Source organism: Streptomyces sp. NPDC028907 (assembly GCF_055564995.1).
Genome location: NZ_JBVHVE010000008.1, coordinates 32,371 through 49,337 on the forward strand (window position 1 = coordinate 32,371; position 16,967 = coordinate 49,337).

A 16,967-nucleotide genomic window follows, 5' to 3' on the forward strand; every position below is an offset into this window, starting at 1 on the left:
GACATGTTCCCCGAAGGAACAGCCGACGTGTTCCGGCGGGGAAATGCCCGACTCGCTGTCAGGACCACGGGTCGTCGCAGTCTTCGACATCAGCAATGCCGGGGTGCAGCATGGTGCGCAGGCAACGGTGAAGGCCGGTGACCCTGGCGGTCTCGACCGCGCGCATCCACGGCAACGGTGCCATCAACCGAGCAGTCTCGTCGGTAGCGAGGGTGACCAGCATGGCGCGCCGTTCGTCCGGGATCGGCAAGTCGGTGAGGCACATCCACCCCAGCGCGGCGCTCACGCGTACCTCGGGCGGTCGTGCCGGGTCGGACCAGCGGGCCCGCATCCACACCACCGTCCCCTGGTCCTGGTGCGCCCGGGCCAGCTGCGCGATCGCCAGGACCAAGCCCGCGCGTGCGGCCGGGTTGTGCTCGGAGAGCAGGCGGGAGTGGAACGCGGTGAGGATGTCCTGCGCACGGTCGGAGGCGGCCGCCAGCGCGTATGCGGTGGCGGTGCGCACTGCGGGGTCGGGGTCGTCGAGCAGGGGCAGGAGAAGATCGGTGTCCGCCGCGATCGCCTCGCGGGCGGCCTGCACCGACCAGTTCTGCAGGTAGCCGGTGACCTCGAAGAACCATTCGTCATCGTCGTGGAACCGCAGCATGTCGGCACGTGTGCACACGCCCTGGTGCCACATGCGCGCCACCTCGCCCACCACGGTCAGGGCCTCGGTATGGTGGCGGTCCTCCGGATCGGTACCCATTCGAATCAGGAAAGGCACCGCCGGCGCGGCCGCGGCCCTCATATCGTTGGCGCACAGGCCGATCAGCGTGCCGAGCGCACTAACAACGGCGGCGGCGTCGCCCGAGCGCAACCGCTCCATGGCCTCGCGGACCCTGGCCCCCTCTGGGAAGCGGTCCCATGGCACCTCCTCAAGCAGAAACCCGTCCTTGGCGCCCGGACGGATGCCCGCCACCACCGCGCGAACGTCAAGGGGCCCACCCACCTGGTCGAGCGGATCCCCGTCCACGAACGCCCGAACCACCGCCCGGTACGCCGGGTCGCTTTCCCACGAATTCACCCAGCAACCTTTGCGACGGCTCCTACGGCCCGACGGAACGATGCTGGAGGAAGGAGTCGAATCACGCAGCTGATCATGCCAGTCGCCACATACAACACACCGCGGCCGGCCAGCCTGGATGTCCCGTTGATGGCGCTTCCGCGGGGTGCGCTCGGAGTGGGAAACGATCACGCCCAGCGTGGGAACAGACTTCGCTCAGCGCTTACATGAGCGTTGATCCCCACAGCGCATCAGGCGTCAGGCGGCGCGGGCTCTGAGGAGCTGCGAGGCCCACGTTGCGACCTCGGTCAGGTGCTTGGGCTGCAGCCCGAGGTGTGGGTCGGGCTGAACGAGGAGGGTCGGCGTTCCCTTGGCGGTGCGCTCCGTGGCCCAGGCGTGATCGAGGCTGGTGAAGTCGTCGTCGATCCAGATGGCGGGAGCGTCTGCCAGCCAGGCGTCGACGTGGTCGCGCTTCCAGAGGTAGCCGTTGGGGTGGCTGGTGGTGATCTGCGGGCGCGGCAGGTCGACGTGCGGCAGGTCCGGGAGGCCGAGGAGCGGTCCGATGAGGGTGGTGGCGTCCTGCCGCCAGCTGGTGCACCAGACGGGGGTGACCAGGTCGGTACGGATCACGTCCATGAGCAGACGGCCGTGGTCGGGGTGGAGCCAGACAGTGACCGGGTTGTCGGCGCTCCGGCCGGTGGGGACGACGTTGTGGCAGGCGTGGGTGGCCGGGGTCGAGCCGTCCGCGTTGGGGAAGGGTATGAAGACGCCGTCGATGTCGAGGAGCAGGTAGGGCGGGCGCATCAGTTCCTCCGGGGAAGCCGGGGCGAATGGCTGGTCAGAGCTTGCGAGCGCGGATCAGCAAGGTGGTGGGCCAGTGGCCCATGCGGGGGTCGTGGAACTCCTGGGCCGAGGTGAGCCAGAAGCCGGCCTGGCTGAGATGCCTCTCCCAGCGGTCGGGGTCGAACTCCCAGCGGGCAATGGGTAGCCGGGTGCGGTCGGGGAGGGTGACGAAGTCGCGGCGGGGTCGGTCGTCGCCCGAGAGGCTTCGGCCGCCACGCTGCGGGTGGGGGACGGAGAAGGCGAGCACCCGGCCGGGTGTGAGGCGTTGGGCGATGGCCGGCAGCAGGAGCTCAGGGGCGACGAGCCCTACTGCGCCGAAGACGGAGTAGATCGCGTCGAACTGCTCGTCGGAGGCGTGCAGGTAGTGCAGGGCTTGGCCTGCGACGAAGGTGAGGTTGTTCAGCCGTCCGTAGTGGGAGCGGGCGCGGCGGACCTGGAGGCCGACCAGGTCGACGCCGGTGACGTGGGAGCCGTGGCGGGTGGCGAGGTGGGCGGCGTTGTGGCCGGGGCCGCAGCCGAGTTCAAGCAGTCGCTTGCCGCGCAGGTCGGGGCCGAGGATCTCGGCGCCGGGACCTTGGCCGGGTCTCGTGGTCCATTCCATCCGGGCCGGTACGGAGAGAGGTTCGGCGAGTCCGGCGGCGGTGCGTTGGAGGGCGTGGGCGTGCCATGGGGATGCCTGAGTGAGCACGTCAGATCTCCAGGAGGTGGAGGACGTCGGTGATGTGGCGGCGGACGGCCTTGATGTAGGCGGGGTCGGTGGCCGGGTCGTTGATCCACCGGATGGACTGCTCCATGAACCACTCGACGGCCCACATGCGGTGCCAGCCCAGGGCCCAGTTCTCGGCGGTGAGCCCGCCGCGCGGGGCGAGGGCGTCGGGGGTGCCGCCGGCGGTGACGTACTGCTCCAGGAAGACGCGCAGGCGCACGGGGTGCGGGGGCTCGAGGGTGCCGTGCCAGCTGGCGAGGTCGAGCAGTCCGGGGCCGGTGAAGGCGCGGGCGAAGTCGAGCAGCCGCCACCCATGCTTGCCGATGTGGAGGCTGGTGGGGTGGAACTCGGAGTGCACCCAACCGAACGGCGCCAGCGTCGCTCCGGCCGAGCTGGCCTCGGCAGCCTGGGCGATACGGTCGAGCGCGTCCTCGACGTCCTCGGCGTCCTGCCACCGGTCGACCTTGCGTAGCTGTCCGAGATGCTCCAGCGCCCGGGCCGGCAGCGTGCGCAGCCGCTCCTGGTCGAGGACGGGCAAGGGCGGAGCCGTACGGGCTCCGTGCAGGACCACGGCCGCGGCAACGCCGTCGAGGTCGTCGGCCTCGCGGACGGTCGGTCCGAAATCCTCCATGAGCATGCCGAGCCAGCCGTCCAGGACGGCGGAGGCGTGGACCTGGGGGACGGGAACGCCGAGGGTATGGGCCAGGCGGAGGGCCTGGTCCTCGCAGTCGAACGGTTTCTTGGCGTACTTGAAGATGGCCGTGACACCGTCGGGGAAGGTCACGCGCTCGACGCCGGACATGGACCACACGCGCACCTCGTCCCGTACGGCGGTGGCCTGACCGGCCATGGTGAGCAGGTTGTCGAGGAGTTCGGCGCTGGGGTTCGTGGTCACGTGGGCGCTCCGGGGAGGGGTGGTGGCGTCCGGGCCGGGCGAGGGATGTCGGCCCGCCCCGGAGCCTGATCGGGTTGTGGGTTACGCGGCGGGGTTCACGCGGTGGGCGTAGACCTGCTCGATCCAGCCCGCCTTGAACGCGGCGAGGTCGTCACGGAAGTTGGCCATCGAGGCACCATAGGGCGCGACCACGCCGCCGGACTGGTCTGGCACGGACTGGCAGCCATGCACGAGCCGGCCACCGAGGGCGGCGTGGGCCTTGATGGACTCGATCCGGCGGTGCTCGTTGAACCAGCCACCGTGGTAGACCTCGTCGAGCATCCCGCCCATCTCGTCGTCCAGGTCGAAGACGACGGAGGTGGCGGCGGGGAAGAACCAGCACGGGCCGACGTTGGAGATGTGCCCATCCAGCTCGACCTTGTTGAGCGCCATGAGCGTGGCGGCCTCGCGGAGCATCCGCAGGTGGTCGGCAGTGATCTGCGGCAGGCCGAGGCCGGCCAGGTGCTCGTCGCGGAAGAGGTAGGCGTACACCTCGTAGGCGGTGGCCAGGACGCGGGCCGCGTTGGAGGTGGACTCGCCGTGGTGCTTGATGAAGTCGAGCGCGAGCTGCTCGACCGCGCTCTCGGTCGTCTCGTCCACGTCCAGGAGCTGGGCCTTGACCAGCTCCCAGTCGGCGACGAGCCACGTGTTCGACTCGAAGCGGAAGAAGTACTCCGCCGGGTCGAGGGTGATGCGCCGGCCGTCGACCTGGATGCCGGGCAGGCGGCTCCAGCGCGGGTCGAACGCCTCGGGCAGCTCGACCGTGATGGCCGTGGTGTCGATGGTGGTCACCGTGTCTCCGTCTCTGTTCGTCCGGACGCGGGCACAGGAATGCCCGAGCCCGGTGTGGGCGTACGGAACTTCGGGGTGCCGCCCGGACCAAGGGGGAGCCTGGATCACGATCGCGCCGTTCCGGGCGGCTGCTGATAAGTGAACCCGTGGTCACGCTCAGTGGGTACGGTGGAAGGCAGTTGAAGCGGTATACGCGGTTTACAGCTCCAGGGCGGAGGCGATTGTGGCGGCGCAGAGAGACACCAACTCCCGTCTGCGCGACGTCATCGACGCGGTCGACTGCACCTACGAGGCCCTCGCCCGAGACGTGCGGCGCATCGCCGCCGAGAACGGCGAGATCCTCCAGACCAACAAGTCGGCCATCTCGCACTGGGTGAACGGCACCCGCACCCCTTCGGGCCGGGTAGGTCAGTACCTCGCTGAGGCGCTGTCCCGCCGAGCGGCACGCACGGTCACCCAGACCGAGATTGGCCTCCAGGCCAGTGATGACGAAGCGCCGGCGGGATCCGATCCCGTCCTCGCGGTCACGGACCTGGGCCGGGCCGACGTCGAACGCCGCCGCTTCCTCGCCATCGCGGCCTTCACCACCGCCGGCGTCGCCATGCCACTCAGCCACGACGACGAGGCCACCGCCCGCATGCTCCGCGCCCGCACCGGCACGTCCCTGGTCGGCGGAGAGGACGTGGACGTCGTACGCCAGATCACCGCGGCCTTCAGCGCCGCCGACGAGCGCCTCGGCGGAGGGCACGGCCTGACCACCGTCACCGCGTACCTCGCCGACACAGCCGCCCCCATGCTGCGCGGACGCTTCCCCAGCGAAGCCTTACGTCGGGCCGCCTTCGGCGCCGTCGCCGAACTTGCCTACCTCGCAGGGTGGAAGCACCACGACCTCGGCCAGGAAGGTGCCGCCCAGCGCTACTACCAGGTCGGCTATCAGCTCGCCTGCGAAGCCGATCCTCACGGCCACGCCGCCTGGATGATGCGCGCCCTCGCCCATCAGGCCCTGAGCCTCAAGCAGCCTCACCACTGCGTCGACCTCGTCGAAGGTGCCCTGCGGCGCGGCCTCGGCCACGTCGACGGCCAGACCGAGGCCCTCCTCCACATCACCCATGCCCGCGCCTACGCCGCCACCGACGAGAACCCGTCGGCCGCACGCGCCCTGCTCGCCGCCGAGGATGCCCTCCTACGGGACGACGGCCCCCAGCCCAGCTACTCCCGTGTGAGCGGCCCCGCCGCCGGCACCGTGGCCAGCCACACCGCCCGCACCCTGACCGACCTCGCCGACCACATCGGCACCGAGCAGCAGCACCGGGACGCCCTCACCCGCTGGGACCCCGAAAAGTACAAGCGCGTCCACGCCCTCACCCACGCCGACCTCGGCGACAGCCTCGCCGCCCAGGCCCGCGCCGACGAAGCCGTCGCCGCCTGGACCCAGGCCCTGGTGCTCACGGAAGGCATGACCTCCGACCGCACCCGCAAGGCGATCACCTCGATCCGCTCCACGCTCGCGGTCTACCAGCGCCGCCGCGTTCCCGGCGCCGCCGATCTCGCCCGCCGCGCCCGCGAGGCCCTCGCCTAACATGCCAACAACCTGCCCGACGAAGGGAACACCGTGGCCCAGCAGACCGACGATCAGCCGAAGGCCCTCAAGCCCGCGCTCGAATCCATGACCCTGCTGGTCGCTGCGGTCATCATCCACGACAAGGCCACCAACCGCGTCGTCCTCCTCCAGCGCAGCGAGAACGCCAAGTTCGCCCAGGGCATGTGGGACCTCCCCGTCGGCAAGAGCGAACCGGGTGAGCCCATCACCGAGACCGCGGTTCGCGAGCTCTACGAGGAGACCGGCGTGACGGTGAAGCCCGAGTCCCTCAAGGTCGCCCACATCATCCACGGCGCCTGGGGCGTCGAAGCCCCCAACGGCTTCCTCACGGTCGTCTTTGCCGCCCACGAATGGACCGGCGAACCCGAAAACCGCGAACCTCGCAAGCACTCACAGGTCCGCTGGGTCGATGCGGACGCCATCCCCGAGGCGTTTGTGGAAACCACTGCCAGCGCCCTCCACCAGTACCTGAATGACGGCTCGGAGGTCTCGCTGGACGGCTGGTCGGCAGCGTGAGCATCACACTGCTTCACCTCATACCCAAGGATCCGCACTTTTCGCCTGCGTCGGCCGCGAGCGAGGCTGCGCAGGCCCAGCTACAGCAACTGGTTCCTGAGGCGCTGGGCGGTTATAACGTCTGGGACATCCCCGGCGCAGCCTTCATTGACCCCGGGGAGAACTGGTGCGGTGTTCGGTGCCCCGTGTGCGGCTCTGACATCGAAGACTGGTGGGGCAACGCGATGGACACGGCAGCCCTTCCAGACGGCTATTTCGACTCACTTGCCGTGACGGTGCCCTGTTGCTCTGCCCAGACGGACTTGAACGCCCTCGACTACGTCGAGGCTGCGGGTTTCGCCAGATACAGCCTCGTGACCACGGATCCAGAATGCGAGCTACCGCTGCCGCCAGCCACCGTCAGAGTACTGGGGGACCTTCTTGGCACGGACCTACGACAGGTCATCGCCAGGTACTGACGTCAAGCGCCGGCTTCGCTACGCAGGACCACTCGGGAACAAAAGCTCGTACGGCAGGTAATCGTCGTCCGGTACGCGCGGCACGTAGTCGGGGGCCGTGCGTGCAGCCACGGCCAGCAGCCGAGCGGCAGCCTCTTCCTCGGAGATGGGAGCAAGCCCGAGGGCGTGCAGGAGGCGGTCGCGCTCGGCGTCGAAGTCCGGGTGGTCAGCCCGAAGGTCCGACCCGAGTTCGCTGATCACGAAGCCCTTCGCCATGTCGCGCCAGAAAGGCAGTACGGCTATGAGCATGATGGCCTCGACGAGGTCGGCGCCGATCAACGTGGCCTGGCCCTCGGAATCGGCATATAGGACAGGCCGCTCCTCGGCCCCGGCTTCGCCGCAGAGGAAGTACGTGCCGCCGGCGCCGCATCCGGCTACTGGGTGCAGCGGCCTGCCAGATGGGAGTACAAGATCCTCGATGGGATCCCTGCGATCTATGTCGAAGTCACCTGGCCAGGCCAGCGCGGCAGCCAGCGACGAGTCTTGCTCGAGGCGGCGAAGCAGAGCGTCTGATGCGGTCATGGGCGGAAGGTAACAGCCCCCTCGGACAGTGCGTCTGGTTGCCATGCTGCGTGACGCCGAAGGCACGCTGTCATTGGCGTATGGCACAGTGCGGCCATGAGCTACGACCTGGCAGTCTGGGAAGGCGACAAACCCGCTGACAATGCGATAGCGCGAGAGGTCTTCACCCAGTTGTACGACCGCTACATCGATACGGACGAAGAGTTTCCACCGTCACCACGTATCGCCGAGTACGTAGCCGCGCTCCTGGCGCGATGGGTGGATCTCACGGAGGACGAGGAAGACACCTCTCCCTGGTCGACCGGGCCATTGATCGGTGAGGCGGCGGGCCCGTTGATCTACTTCCCGATGCGCTACAGCATGGCCGAGGAGGCTTCGGCCTACGCTGCGGACCTTGCGGCATCGATGGGACTTGTCTGCTTCGACCCGCAGGCAGGGGGGCTGAGGCCATATCCGTCCCAAGAAGCTCAAGCGTGCGTAAGGGTGGAGAGATGAGAGATTCCCTGCGGGAGGGAGCATCGTCACCGATCCGGGGCGTATACCCCTTCAACATGCCAGGCGAATCAGTTGTATTGTACGACGGCCCCATAGGTGGTGTTGAGGAGGAAGACGCTGCTGGTCGCGTAGAGCTGAGTTGCTCGCCCAAGCTGAGCCTCGACTGGAGCCTGACAGGTGAGTCGGATTTCTCCTTTGAGCTTCGCGACGAGGTGTCGCTGCAGTTGCTGCGGCCCTATGGTGTGGCTGCCCTACGTGTCAGCTTCCGTGGACAACGCGATGGATGGACTAACGGGGCAGAACTTGGCGATCCTGCCGTACCGTTGAAGCGAGTCGTTGCGCACTGGTTCAATTTGCCGAAGTTCCAGGGGCAGTATCACCTGACCGAGAGGACAGGTGAGGGCGAGCGGCTTTGGTCAGGTGGGCGCTGGCTGCATGAGATCGGTGACTGGAAGATCGTCATCGACGTGAGGCCCGATCATAAAGACATCTGGGTGGATCTCCATAAGGTTCATGCGTACGTAATGACGCACGTCATGGAACTAAGCCGGGTCGACGGCAGTACGTTCACTGCTGCTGAGGCAGAGCACATCCTTAGGGCTCTCCATGTCGGGCTGTCGTTTGGTCTCGGCCGATGGGTGGCACCGCTCCTCCCGGTTGGAATAGATGCACATGGTGAGGTTGCGTGGGAGGAATGGCGATCCCTCCTCTGCGACCCTGCGCGCAAGATCAGTTCGGGATGGTGGGTACCATTCGATTCCGAGGCTTTCGCCAGTCTCCTCGACGTGCTGATCCCTGCATTCGCTGACCCTGACAGAGCGGAGCCGCTCCGTTTGCAGATCAACTATGCGGTCACCGCCACAAACGACACGGGGTTCGTCGAGCAGAGGGTCATGATTGGGGCCGCTGGCCTTGAGCATGTGATGTGGGAGCGACTCGTCCTCAGTGGTCGTCTCACTCGGAACCAGTACAAGGCGCGCCCAGCGCATTCGCTGCTACGCGAGGTCCTGCAAGACGCGGGGATTCCGACGTCAATCGATCCGAAACAGCTGCCTGCGCTCACAAGATTGGTCAGCATGAGGAGGCAAGAGTCCGGGGCAGACATGGATGGGCCTGATGTCGTGACGTGGGTTCGGAACAGGTTGGTGCACCCTGCGGGGTCCCAAGACGTCGTTTATCGCGTACCGGGAGTTGTGATGGAGACCTGGCTACTCACGCGCCATTATCTTTCTCTGCTGATCCTGGAGTCTTTGGGGTACCGAGGGTCATATCGCAACCTGGCCAAGAGGGGTGGGTGGGTTGGCGAGGCCGAGAGTGTGCCCTGGGCATGACGCGAGGCCCGCTCTGGCGCGCCTGGCATGAGGTGGGTAGTAGGCACGTTGGACAAGGGGCAACAGAGCAACAATCCTCGACGCGTCTCGCAGCGCTCCTCAACGTCAAGGACGTGTCCAGCCGTTGGCGAAATCGCAGTGGAGGTCGGTCCAGCGGCGCTGCTCCTCGGGTGTGTAGGAGGGGTGGTCGCGGAGGTGGGCCAGGGCCCGGACCCACCGGTCCCAGAGGCCGTCGGGCTCCGTGAAGCGGGCGGCGTGGTGGGTGCCGAGGTGGGCGTCGAGGTGGAGGAGGGCGCCGAGGGCGGCGGGCTGGTCGTAGCGGAGGTCGGTGCGGGGGAGGTAGTAGGCGAGGTAGGCGGTGAGGATCTCGGCGTCTGCGTGGGTGCCGAAGCGGGCCAGGGCGAAGCAGTAGCCGCGCCCGGAGAAGCAGAAGTCGCTGGCCAGGAGCAGGTCGCCGATGCGTTCGCGGAACGTGGCTCGTCGGCCTACGCCGATCAGCCAGGCACCGGTGAGACGTGAGCGCCACTCGTAGCCGAGGAGGGCCTCCAACTCGGCGTCGGTGATCGTGGCCGCGTCGTCGATGAGGTGACGGGCGAAGCGTTCGGCGTGTGGCCACCCGGGCCGCAGGACGCGACCGCTTTTCAGGTCGCGGTAGCGCGGGTGATCCGAGTCCTTCCTCGTCACGTAGCGCTCGATCACGTAGCCGTAGCCGCTCTCCTCGGGATGCTGGAACGGCATCGGTCACCTCTCGGGGTACAGGTCGGTACGGTCGATCCAGGTGGGGGCGACGAAGATGTTGTCGCCGACGGGGGCTTCGGAGGCTTCCAGTAGGGACCAGGTGCAGGACTCTTCGACCAGGTGCTCCCAGGGCGCGGTCCAGTCGAGTTCCCAGTCCAGGCCGGTGCCGGAGATGCCGTACGTGCGGCCGGCGTCCACCCGCCAGAATTGGGAGTAGAGGATCACCTGGGCGTGGTCGGCCAGGTCGTTGATGATCTCGGTGAAGTGGGCCGAGGGCCAGCCGGGGGCGTCGTCCGCTGCGGTGGCTCGTAGGCGCGCGGTGAGCGGTGGGACGACAGGGGTGCGTGCGCCGAGTTCGGTCAGGGCCCAGCGGATGCCGCCCGGCTCGGTCCAGTCGGGCGGGGTCGCACGTTCCAGGCATGCGCGGTAGGCGGGGCGCAGGGGCTCGACCGCACCGTCGATATCCAGGCTTGCCAAGGCCATGGCCGCCCATTCGCGGACGGTCGGGTTGTCGCTTTTCAGCAGCCCGATTAGGGCTGGACCGCAGTGGGGATCGCCCACCTCCTCGAAGACTTCGATGGCGGTCAGCTGTCCGAAGCCGCCGAGGGAGGGCAGTCCGTCGATGACGGCGGGGATGGCGTCGGAGCCGATGTCGATCAGTTCTGCGCGTGCGTCGTACGACGGGCCGGTCGAGTCATCGAGCTGCTGGATGAGTCTCTCGATGTGGGTGGTCATGAGTGGTCCCGGCGCCAGAAAGTGGGGAGCCACCAGCAGAGCACCGAGCGGTCGTCGGGCCACGGGGCCCGAGCGTCGGCGTCCCAGTCCTCGAAGGAGTCGCGTGTCAGGTCGATGGGGCGCCAGGCGGGGTCGAGCGGCTCGTCCTCGGCTGGCGGGCGGACGTGCCGCCGGCCGTGCTGGTCGCAGGCGCCGAAGTCCTGGAAGTTGCGCTGGGCCTCGATCAGGGAGACCTTGTTCGCGCCGCCGGGCATGGCCGGCCAGCGGAACTGGACCCCGTCGTCCTCCCAGAAGCAGACGGGGCAGATCTCGTACGAGCCGGGCATGGCGTCGAGCACGCGGTGCCCACAGCAAGGGCAGGGGTAGCGGTTGCTCACCTGCGCAGTCTCGTTGCAGGTCCGGCCGGTGCGCCATGGATTTCTCGGCCTCCGCACGACCGGCCAGTCCGCAGCCAGTCCGCAGGACACCCGTAAACGGCCGTCGGGAGCCAACGCATGCCAACGAGGAAATACCAGGTCAGAGCCCTGGAGGAGGCTCCGCCGCAGGTCAGGATCTGGCTTCAGGCATTCCGCTTCAACGTCTAGGTGCAAATCCACCACGTCGGCTTTGTTTAATGCGCAGGTCAGAGGGGCTCGGCTCATCGGAGTCGAGCCCCTCGCTCATTCCCGTGCCGGGAAGGCGCTGGGTTTCTGACGGGCTCTCACTCATTTGACTCGCCTCGGGCGGAAGGGCAACGACGATCACGGGGCCATCGAGATCGTGCCCCAGCACGGCAACGCCGTGCTCGTCTCGGCCGAGGACTACGCGGCACTGCGTGAGGGCTCGTATCTGCTGCGGTCGCCGGATCTCTCAGCGGAGACCAACCCCGGCTGGGTCTTGGACCAGGAGCCTGGTTCGTCATCTGGTGGCGGTCTGGGCGGGCGGAAGCGGGTGCACGGGGGAGGACACGGCGCTCCGCCCGCCGCGGTGGGCTGCCAGGCTGCCGGCAGTGATCCCGTCAGCAGTGTTCCCGGGCAGCCTTGAGATCCGCTGGAGTGTTCCTGACCGTGTACTCGGCATCCGCTGAAGAGCCCGGCTCCTGGCTGTCCGCTGCTTCTCCAACGTCTCTCGAGGAAGGCCACCTAGCCTCGTCGGACCCGGACTGCCCGGGCTGTCGTGGGCGAGGCGAAAGGAAGCCGTCGTGTGGCCTTGGCGTACGTGGCTGCGGCTGGTGGGACGGGATCTGGTGACGGGACTGTCCGCACTGGGGCAGGCGTTCGGCGCCTTCACGGCCCCCGAGTGCCATGGCTTCGGGCCGGTGGACGGGGCGGCGGCCCTCGACGCCGGGCGCGCTCCCGGGCCGGGGCATCCCGAGCAAGTGGTCGACGTCCCCCTGTCGGCACGGTCCGATGCGGAGCAAGCGGTCTGGCGGCAGCTCGAAGACGTATGGGAGTGAGCCGCGCCGACGCTCAGGACGAGGCGATCACCACGGCGGAGGCGACGTCGGCGTCATGAGTGAGGGACAGATGCCATGAGCGGATGCCCTGCCTGGCCGCCGCCGCGGAGACGCTCCCGCGAACTCGCAGAGTGGGGCGGCCGGAGGGATCCGTACGGATTTCGGCGTCGTGCCAGCGGAGCCCGCCCGGTGCGCCCAGCGACTTCGCCACGGCTTCCTTGGCGGCGAAGCGCGCGGCCAGGGAGGCCGGACCACGTCGGGCACCTGAGGGAAGGGTCAGTTCGGCCGGGGTGAAGAGCCGGTCGGCCAGGCCGGGGTTGCGGTCCAGCGCGAGGGCGAACCGCCCGATCGCCGCCACGTCGATACCGACCGCCACGACCTGCGGCGGCGTCACCGACACCGGCGCGGAGAGCGAGGGTGAGGACGAGGGTGGGGAGAGGCGCGAAGGGGCGAGCAGGTGCGGCAAAGGCCGCGTCAGCCGTCGGCCGACGGCGGCCAGAAGGCCGCTGAGCCCTGCGCGTTGGGCGTCGCCGTTCTGCACGTGTCGAGATCGCATGCGGGAGAGCCTCGCAGGTGCGGCTCGACGCATGCTCGAAGAGTTCCCGAGAGGCGGGCGCCCGTCCTCTTCGGGCAGCCGGATCGCCCCTTCCTGCTGCCGGTGCGCCTTTCGGCAGGCCGCTGCCGGCGCCTTGTCGGGCAACCCGGGCGGCGAATCCGTACGTGAGTCGGATGGTGGATCCGTACGACACGCCCGTCGCCAGGATCACGCTGTGCGCGGCGACCGCCGAGCGTGCGCGAGTCGGATGGTGGATCCGTGCGCGAGCCCGACGGCGAACCCGTGCGCGAGCCCGACGGCGAATACGTCCGCGAGCCCGACGGCGAATACGTGTGCGAGCCGCGCGGCATCGGGTGTGGTGGGTGCGGCATTGCCCACCGCACCCGTTTGACCGATGCCCTGGTCGGCGCCGTTTTACGCGGCCGCCCCGCACCGCGTTCCTAGGCGGCCGACACCGGACTCCCTCCCGATTTGCCCGGTTCTTCAGGCCCGCCCGGCCCCCCTGGTCCTCCCGGTCCTCCCGGCCCGCGGGACTCCAGCCGGATGTCCTTCAGCATCAGTGCCAGCACCAGCCCGGCCAGGAGCACGGGTACGGCGGAGAGGAAGACGGTCGACAGGGCGTTGCTGTAGACCTCGGCCACCGTCGTCGCGGTCCCGGGGTCGAGGGCCGCCGACTGTGTCGGATCCAAGGTGCCGGCCACTACTCGGTCCGCCGTGTCCGGGGGCAGCAGCTCTGCCGCCTCGGTGGCCAGCCGGGCGTTGAGCAGTGAGCCGAAGACCGTGGCGCCGAAGGCCGTACCGAGGTTCCGGGAGAGGCCGACGGTGGAGGTGCTGACGCCGATGTACCGGCGGGGTGCGGTGCTCTGTGCGACCAGCGTGGTCACCTGGGACGAGAGCCCCACGCCGATGCCCATGACGGCGAGCAGGGCAGCCACGGTGGTGGCACCGGTGTCCTGTGAGGTCGTCGACATCAGGGCGGCGGCGACGGCGGCCAGTGCGGTGCTGGCCACCGGGAACCACTTGTACCGTCCGGTCTTGCCGATCACCTGACCGGCCACCACGGTCGCCACGGCCATGCCGATCATGGCGGGGAGGAAGAGCAGCCCGGTCCGGGTGGCACTGACGCCCTGCGCCGCCTGGAAGAGCAGCGGTACGAAGTTGACGCACCCGAAAAAGGCGAAGCTGACGGCGAACGCCACGACCACGCAGATGGTGAACGTCCGGTCCCTGAACAGCCCGAGCGGCACGACCGGTTCGGCCGCGGAACGCTCGTGCCGCACCCATACGGCCCCCAGCAGCAGGGCCCCGGCGCCGAGGGCGATGACAGCGGGGTGGCCCCAGCCGTTGCGGCCGGCCAGGTCGGCGGCGAGGACCACGCAGGCGATGAGTCCGGCCAGCAGTGCCGTACCGGCGTAGTCGAGGCGGGGCCGGGACTTGCCACGGGCGTCGGCCGGGAGCAGGGCGCGGATGCCCGCCAGGGCGAGGAGTCCGAGCGGCAGGTTGATGTAGAAGATCCAGCGCCAGCCGAGCTGGTCGGTCAGGACACCGCCGGCCAGCGGGCCCGCCAGGTTGGCGATGACCATGACACCGGCGAACCATCCCTGGTACTTGGCGCGCTGCCGGGGCGGCATCAGATCACCGAGCACGGAGAACGCGCTCACCTGCAGTCCGCCGCCGCCGAGTCCCTGGAGCGCGCGGAAGGCGATGAGCTGGCCCATCGATCCGGCGGTGCCGCAGGCCACGGAACCCACCAAGAAGATCACCACGGCGGACAGATAGACCGCGCGGCGCCCGAAGAGATCGCCGAGCTTGCCGTAGACGGGCATGGCCACGCTGAACGTGAGCATGTACGCGGTGAAGGTCCAGCTGTACAGGTCCAGGGCGCCCAGGTCTGCCGTGAGCTCGGGGCCCGCTGTCGCGACGATCGACTGGTCGAGCATCGACATCGCGCTCGTCAGCAGCAGGGCGGCGAGGAGTAGGGGGAAGCGAGGCGGCAGCGGGGCGGTGGTGGCGGCTTCCCGCGGAGCGCCGGGGCCGGGTCCGGGCATTCTGACTCTCCTTGCAAGGAGGCATATAGAGGTTACGCGCAAGTACATGCTATTCGCATATATAGATCTTGTGTAGCCTACGGTCGCGCTCACGAGAATCGCGCAGGTGTCGGCATGGTTCTGGTCCAGACCGCCAGTCCCCGTCGAGCGCCGCTCAAGCAGAAGTCAAGTAATCGACCGCACGCTCACGACGTGCACCAGGCTGCGAATGGTGCAGAAAAAAACGGGAGGGTCAGTGCTGAAGATCGGTCTACTTGGGACCCTGCAAGTCGTCCATCACGGCGTTCACGTCACGCCGTCCGCACCGAAGGTCCGACAGGTTCTCGCATTGCTGGCCCTGCGGGCCAACACCACGGTCGGGCTGCATCAACTGGTGGAGGAACTCTGGGAGGAGCATCCCCCGTCCAGCGCGGCCACGACACTCCAGACGTACATCTACCAGCTGCGCAAGCTGCCCGGACTGTGCGACACACAGCACCCAGACCCTTGTGGCCGAACCCACGCACTGCTGACGACCCCCGGCGGCTACCGGCTGTCGGTCCCTGAGAACTGCCTGGACACCCAGGAGTTCGCCGAGCTCGCCCGGTGTGGCCGGGAGGCCCTGGAAAGAGGCGAGGTGGCGGAAGCAGCGGGACTGCTCCAGCGGGCCCTCGCCGTGTGGCGAGGGCCCGTTCTCAGTGATCTCGCCCATGGCCCGGTCGTCGGCATCGACCGGCTCCGTCTGGAGGAACAGGGCTACGAGGTGCTGGAGGAGCGCATCAACGCGGACCTGCTCCTCGGCCGCCATCACCGGCTGATCAGCGAACTGACCGCGCTGGCCGCCGGCGACCCCACCCGGGAGGGGCTGCATGCCAAGCTGATGCTGGCGCTGTACCGGGCGGGCCGCAGACCGGAGGCCCTGGAGGTCTTCCAGCGCATCCGCCGTGTGCTCACCCGGGAACTCGGTCTGGAGCCCTGCTCCGAACTCCAGCGGCTCCACCAGCAGATGCTGGCCGGAGACCGGGGACTGGATCTGCCGGGCGGACGGACAACCGTGCGAGGCCCCTCGGGCGGTGAGCCACCGGTGATGCTTCCCTCCGACGTCCCCCTGATCGGACGAGACGCCGAACTCGCCCGCGCTGCCAAGGCGTTGACGGAGAAGACCGGCGAGGAAGGGCCGCGGTGCGTCGCGGTGGCGGGACCGCCCGGCGCGGGCACCACCGCCTTCGTGGTGAGTCTCGCCCACAGCCTGAGTGACGCCTTCCCGGACGGGCGGCTGTATGTGTCACTCGGGGATCCGGCCGAGCGCCGGGGCATCGAGGATGTGCTGGCCGACTTGCTCGAGGCGATCGGCCACCGGCGCGAGGAGCTGCCGGCCGACCCGGCGGACCGCTCCCGGATGTTCCGGGCCTGGGCCGCGGACCGCAGGGTACTGCTGGTCGTCGACGATGTGGCGTCGGCCCACCATGTCGCGCCCCTGATGCCGATGGGCACCCGGTCGGCCGTACTCCTGGCCGGCTACCGGCGCCTGTACGGTTCCCTGTTGAGAACGCGCGTGGACCTCCAGCGCCTCGGCTCCCACGCGTCGCTCGACCTCTTCCTCACCGCGCTCGGCCGCGCACGTACCCTGGGCGACAACTCCGGGATGCATATGCTGCAGCAGCTCTGCGGTGATCTGCCGGGCCCGATGCTGGAGGCCGTGGGGGTGCTCATGCTGCGCCCGCACTGGCGGGTACGGCAGCTCATCGACTGGATGGGCCGCGACCGTCGGGGCGGCGTGGTCCTGCAGCGGCCGCACCCCTTCCACCATGTGCTGCGGCGCTGCGGGGGACTCGACCGCCGGCTCCGTGACGCGCTGGTCAGGCTCGCCTGGGAGGCCGACGGCACGCTGACCGTCGAGCGGGCGGCCCTGGCCCTGGAGCTGGATCCGGACGAGGCCGAGGACATGCTGGAGGAACTGGTCGAGTTCTTCCTCCTGGAGGTGGACGTCGCCACCGATCCGTCGACCGGGCGGTGCTTCCAGTACCGGGTGCCCGCCTTACTGCGCAACGCGCTGCGCGGGACACGGGAGCGGACTTTCGCTTGAACGGTCCGAAGTGCGCCACATGGTGAAGGGGAGCCCGTGCGGGCTCCCCTTCGCCATGTGGCCGGATCACACCATGTGGCCGGATCACACCGGATGACCGGTGTCCGACCGG

At 68.7% G+C, this 16,967-nt stretch carries 20 protein-coding genes; 9 read left to right on the plus strand and 11 right to left on the minus strand.

The window, feature by feature from the left end; translation table 11 throughout:
- Positions 1-58: 58 nt before the first annotated feature.
- From ACZ4UU_RS24560 to ACZ4UU_RS24580, 5 genes are all read right to left on the minus strand, one after another.
- Positions 59-961 (minus strand): hypothetical protein, encoded by a 903-nt coding sequence (locus tag ACZ4UU_RS24560; RefSeq protein ID WP_471905521.1) that lies wholly within the window; start codon positions 959-961, stop codon positions 59-61.
- 339 nt (positions 962-1,300) lie between these two features.
- Positions 1,301-1,846 carry an HAD domain-containing protein gene (locus ACZ4UU_RS24565; RefSeq protein ID WP_471905522.1) on the minus strand — a complete coding sequence of 182 codons (546 nt, stop codon included), beginning with the start codon at positions 1,844-1,846 and terminating at the stop codon, positions 1,301-1,303.
- A 34-nt stretch (positions 1,847-1,880) separates the two neighbouring features.
- Entirely contained in the window at positions 1,881-2,573 is a 693-nt protein-coding gene (locus ACZ4UU_RS24570) for a class I SAM-dependent methyltransferase (RefSeq protein WP_471905523.1), read from the minus strand.
- A 1-nt stretch (position 2,574) separates the two neighbouring features.
- Positions 2,575-3,486 (minus strand): phosphotransferase family protein, encoded by a 912-nt coding sequence (locus ACZ4UU_RS24575; RefSeq protein WP_471905524.1) that lies wholly within the window; start codon positions 3,484-3,486, stop codon positions 2,575-2,577.
- An 81-nt stretch (positions 3,487-3,567) separates the two neighbouring features.
- Positions 3,568-4,317: a hypothetical protein gene (locus tag ACZ4UU_RS24580; RefSeq protein ID WP_471905525.1), complete on the minus strand. Its 750-nt coding sequence runs from the start codon at positions 4,315-4,317 to the stop codon at positions 3,568-3,570.
- 223 nt (positions 4,318-4,540) lie between these two features.
- Between ACZ4UU_RS24580 and ACZ4UU_RS24585 the strand changes: the two genes are divergently transcribed.
- Genes ACZ4UU_RS24585 through ACZ4UU_RS24595 form a run of 3 tightly spaced genes read left to right on the plus strand, consistent with a single transcriptional unit; the run spans position 4,541 to position 6,891 of the window.
- Positions 4,541-5,896, plus strand: a complete 1,356-nt coding sequence (locus tag ACZ4UU_RS24585) for a tetratricopeptide repeat protein (protein ID WP_471905526.1) — start codon at positions 4,541-4,543, stop codon at positions 5,894-5,896.
- 33 nt (positions 5,897-5,929) lie between these two features.
- Positions 5,930-6,433, plus strand: coding sequence for an NUDIX domain-containing protein (locus tag ACZ4UU_RS24590; protein ID WP_471905527.1), 504 nt, complete (start codon positions 5,930-5,932; stop codon positions 6,431-6,433).
- Positions 6,430-6,891, plus strand: coding sequence for a hypothetical protein (locus ACZ4UU_RS24595; RefSeq protein WP_471905528.1), 462 nt, complete (start codon positions 6,430-6,432; stop codon positions 6,889-6,891). The genes ACZ4UU_RS24590 and ACZ4UU_RS24595 overlap by 4 nt, the downstream gene beginning before the upstream one ends.
- 18 nt (positions 6,892-6,909) lie before the next feature.
- Here the strand turns inward: ACZ4UU_RS24595 and ACZ4UU_RS24600 are convergent, their stop codons facing one another.
- Entirely contained in the window at positions 6,910-7,452 is a 543-nt protein-coding gene (locus tag ACZ4UU_RS24600) for a hypothetical protein (RefSeq protein WP_471905529.1), read from the minus strand.
- A gap of 96 nt (positions 7,453-7,548) precedes the next feature.
- On the opposite strand from ACZ4UU_RS24600, the gene ACZ4UU_RS24605 reads away from it, so the two are divergent.
- Together ACZ4UU_RS24605 and ACZ4UU_RS24610 are read left to right on the plus strand one after the other, a co-directional pair.
- Positions 7,549-7,947, plus strand: coding sequence for a hypothetical protein (locus ACZ4UU_RS24605; protein WP_471905530.1), 399 nt, complete (start codon positions 7,549-7,551; stop codon positions 7,945-7,947).
- On the plus strand, positions 7,944-9,278 hold the full coding sequence (locus ACZ4UU_RS24610) for a hypothetical protein (protein ID WP_471905531.1): 1,335 nt from the start codon (positions 7,944-7,946) through the stop codon (positions 9,276-9,278). Before ACZ4UU_RS24605 ends, ACZ4UU_RS24610 begins: the two co-directional genes overlap by 4 nt.
- Before the next feature lie 105 nt (positions 9,279-9,383).
- On the opposite strand, the gene ACZ4UU_RS24615 is transcribed toward ACZ4UU_RS24610, so the two are convergent.
- Genes ACZ4UU_RS24615 through ACZ4UU_RS24625 form a run of 3 tightly spaced genes read right to left on the minus strand, consistent with a single transcriptional unit; the run spans position 9,384 to position 11,128 of the window.
- Complete coding sequence (locus ACZ4UU_RS24615) at positions 9,384-10,016, minus strand: DUF6000 family protein (protein WP_471905532.1); 633 nt, start codon at positions 10,014-10,016, stop codon at positions 9,384-9,386.
- Between the two features lie 3 nt (positions 10,017-10,019).
- Positions 10,020-10,751 (minus strand): HEAT repeat domain-containing protein, encoded by a 732-nt coding sequence (locus ACZ4UU_RS24620; RefSeq protein WP_471905533.1) that lies wholly within the window; start codon positions 10,749-10,751, stop codon positions 10,020-10,022.
- The gene (locus tag ACZ4UU_RS24625) at positions 10,748-11,128 is read right to left on the minus strand and encodes a CPCC family cysteine-rich protein (protein ID WP_471905534.1); all 381 of its coding nucleotides are present in this window, start codon (positions 11,126-11,128) and stop codon (positions 10,748-10,750) included. Before ACZ4UU_RS24625 ends, ACZ4UU_RS24620 begins: the two co-directional genes overlap by 4 nt.
- Positions 11,129-11,459: 331 nt before the next feature.
- Between ACZ4UU_RS24625 and ACZ4UU_RS24630 the strand changes: the two genes are divergently transcribed.
- Both ACZ4UU_RS24630 and ACZ4UU_RS24635 read left to right on the plus strand, forming a co-directional pair.
- Positions 11,460-11,774, plus strand: a complete 315-nt coding sequence (locus tag ACZ4UU_RS24630; RefSeq protein ID WP_471905535.1) for a type II toxin-antitoxin system Phd/YefM family antitoxin — start codon at positions 11,460-11,462, stop codon at positions 11,772-11,774.
- Between the two features lie 157 nt (positions 11,775-11,931).
- Positions 11,932-12,186, plus strand: a complete 255-nt coding sequence (locus ACZ4UU_RS24635; protein WP_471905536.1) for a DUF6059 family protein — start codon at positions 11,932-11,934, stop codon at positions 12,184-12,186.
- 13 nt (positions 12,187-12,199) lie between these two features.
- Here ACZ4UU_RS24635 and ACZ4UU_RS24640 read toward each other — a convergent pair whose 3' ends face one another.
- Positions 12,200-12,580 carry a holo-ACP synthase gene (locus tag ACZ4UU_RS24640; RefSeq protein WP_471905849.1) on the minus strand — a complete coding sequence of 127 codons (381 nt, stop codon included), beginning with the start codon at positions 12,578-12,580 and terminating at the stop codon, positions 12,200-12,202.
- Between the two features lie 420 nt (positions 12,581-13,000).
- Between ACZ4UU_RS24640 and ACZ4UU_RS24645 the strand changes: the two genes are divergently transcribed.
- Positions 13,001-13,186, plus strand: a complete 186-nt coding sequence (locus tag ACZ4UU_RS24645; protein ID WP_471905537.1) for a hypothetical protein — start codon at positions 13,001-13,003, stop codon at positions 13,184-13,186.
- On the opposite strand, the gene ACZ4UU_RS24650 is transcribed toward ACZ4UU_RS24645, so the two are convergent.
- Positions 13,183-14,790 carry an MDR family MFS transporter gene (locus ACZ4UU_RS24650; RefSeq protein ID WP_471905538.1) on the minus strand — a complete coding sequence of 536 codons (1,608 nt, stop codon included), beginning with the start codon at positions 14,788-14,790 and terminating at the stop codon, positions 13,183-13,185. The genes ACZ4UU_RS24645 and ACZ4UU_RS24650 overlap by 4 nt on opposite strands.
- 208 nt (positions 14,791-14,998) lie before the next feature.
- Between ACZ4UU_RS24650 and ACZ4UU_RS24655 the strand changes: the two genes are divergently transcribed.
- A complete protein-coding gene (locus ACZ4UU_RS24655; RefSeq protein WP_471905539.1) occupies positions 14,999-16,855 on the plus strand; it encodes an AfsR/SARP family transcriptional regulator in 1,857 nt (618 codons plus the stop codon).
- Positions 16,856-16,967: the final 112 nt, after the last annotated feature.

Coding starts and splice junctions, on each gene's coding strand:
- ACZ4UU_RS24565 (WP_471905522.1), bottom strand. CDS start 1,846: ATGCGCCCGCCCTACCTGCTCCTCGACATCGACGGCGTCTTCATACCC.
- ACZ4UU_RS24655 (WP_471905539.1), top strand. CDS start 14,999: ATGGTGCAGAAAAAAACGGGAGGGTCAGTGCTGAAGATCGGTCTACTT.
- ACZ4UU_RS24650 (WP_471905538.1), bottom strand. CDS start 14,790: ATGCCCGGACCCGGCCCCGGCGCTCCGCGGGAAGCCGCCACCACCGCC.
- ACZ4UU_RS24610 (WP_471905531.1), top strand. CDS start 7,944: ATGAGAGATTCCCTGCGGGAGGGAGCATCGTCACCGATCCGGGGCGTA.
- ACZ4UU_RS24605 (WP_471905530.1), top strand. CDS start 7,549: ATGAGCTACGACCTGGCAGTCTGGGAAGGCGACAAACCCGCTGACAAT.
- ACZ4UU_RS24620 (WP_471905533.1), bottom strand. CDS start 10,751: ATGACCACCCACATCGAGAGACTCATCCAGCAGCTCGATGACTCGACC.
- ACZ4UU_RS24615 (WP_471905532.1), bottom strand. CDS start 10,016: ATGCCGTTCCAGCATCCCGAGGAGAGCGGCTACGGCTACGTGATCGAG.
- ACZ4UU_RS24600 (WP_471905529.1), bottom strand. CDS start 7,452: ATGACCGCATCAGACGCTCTGCTTCGCCGCCTCGAGCAAGACTCGTCG.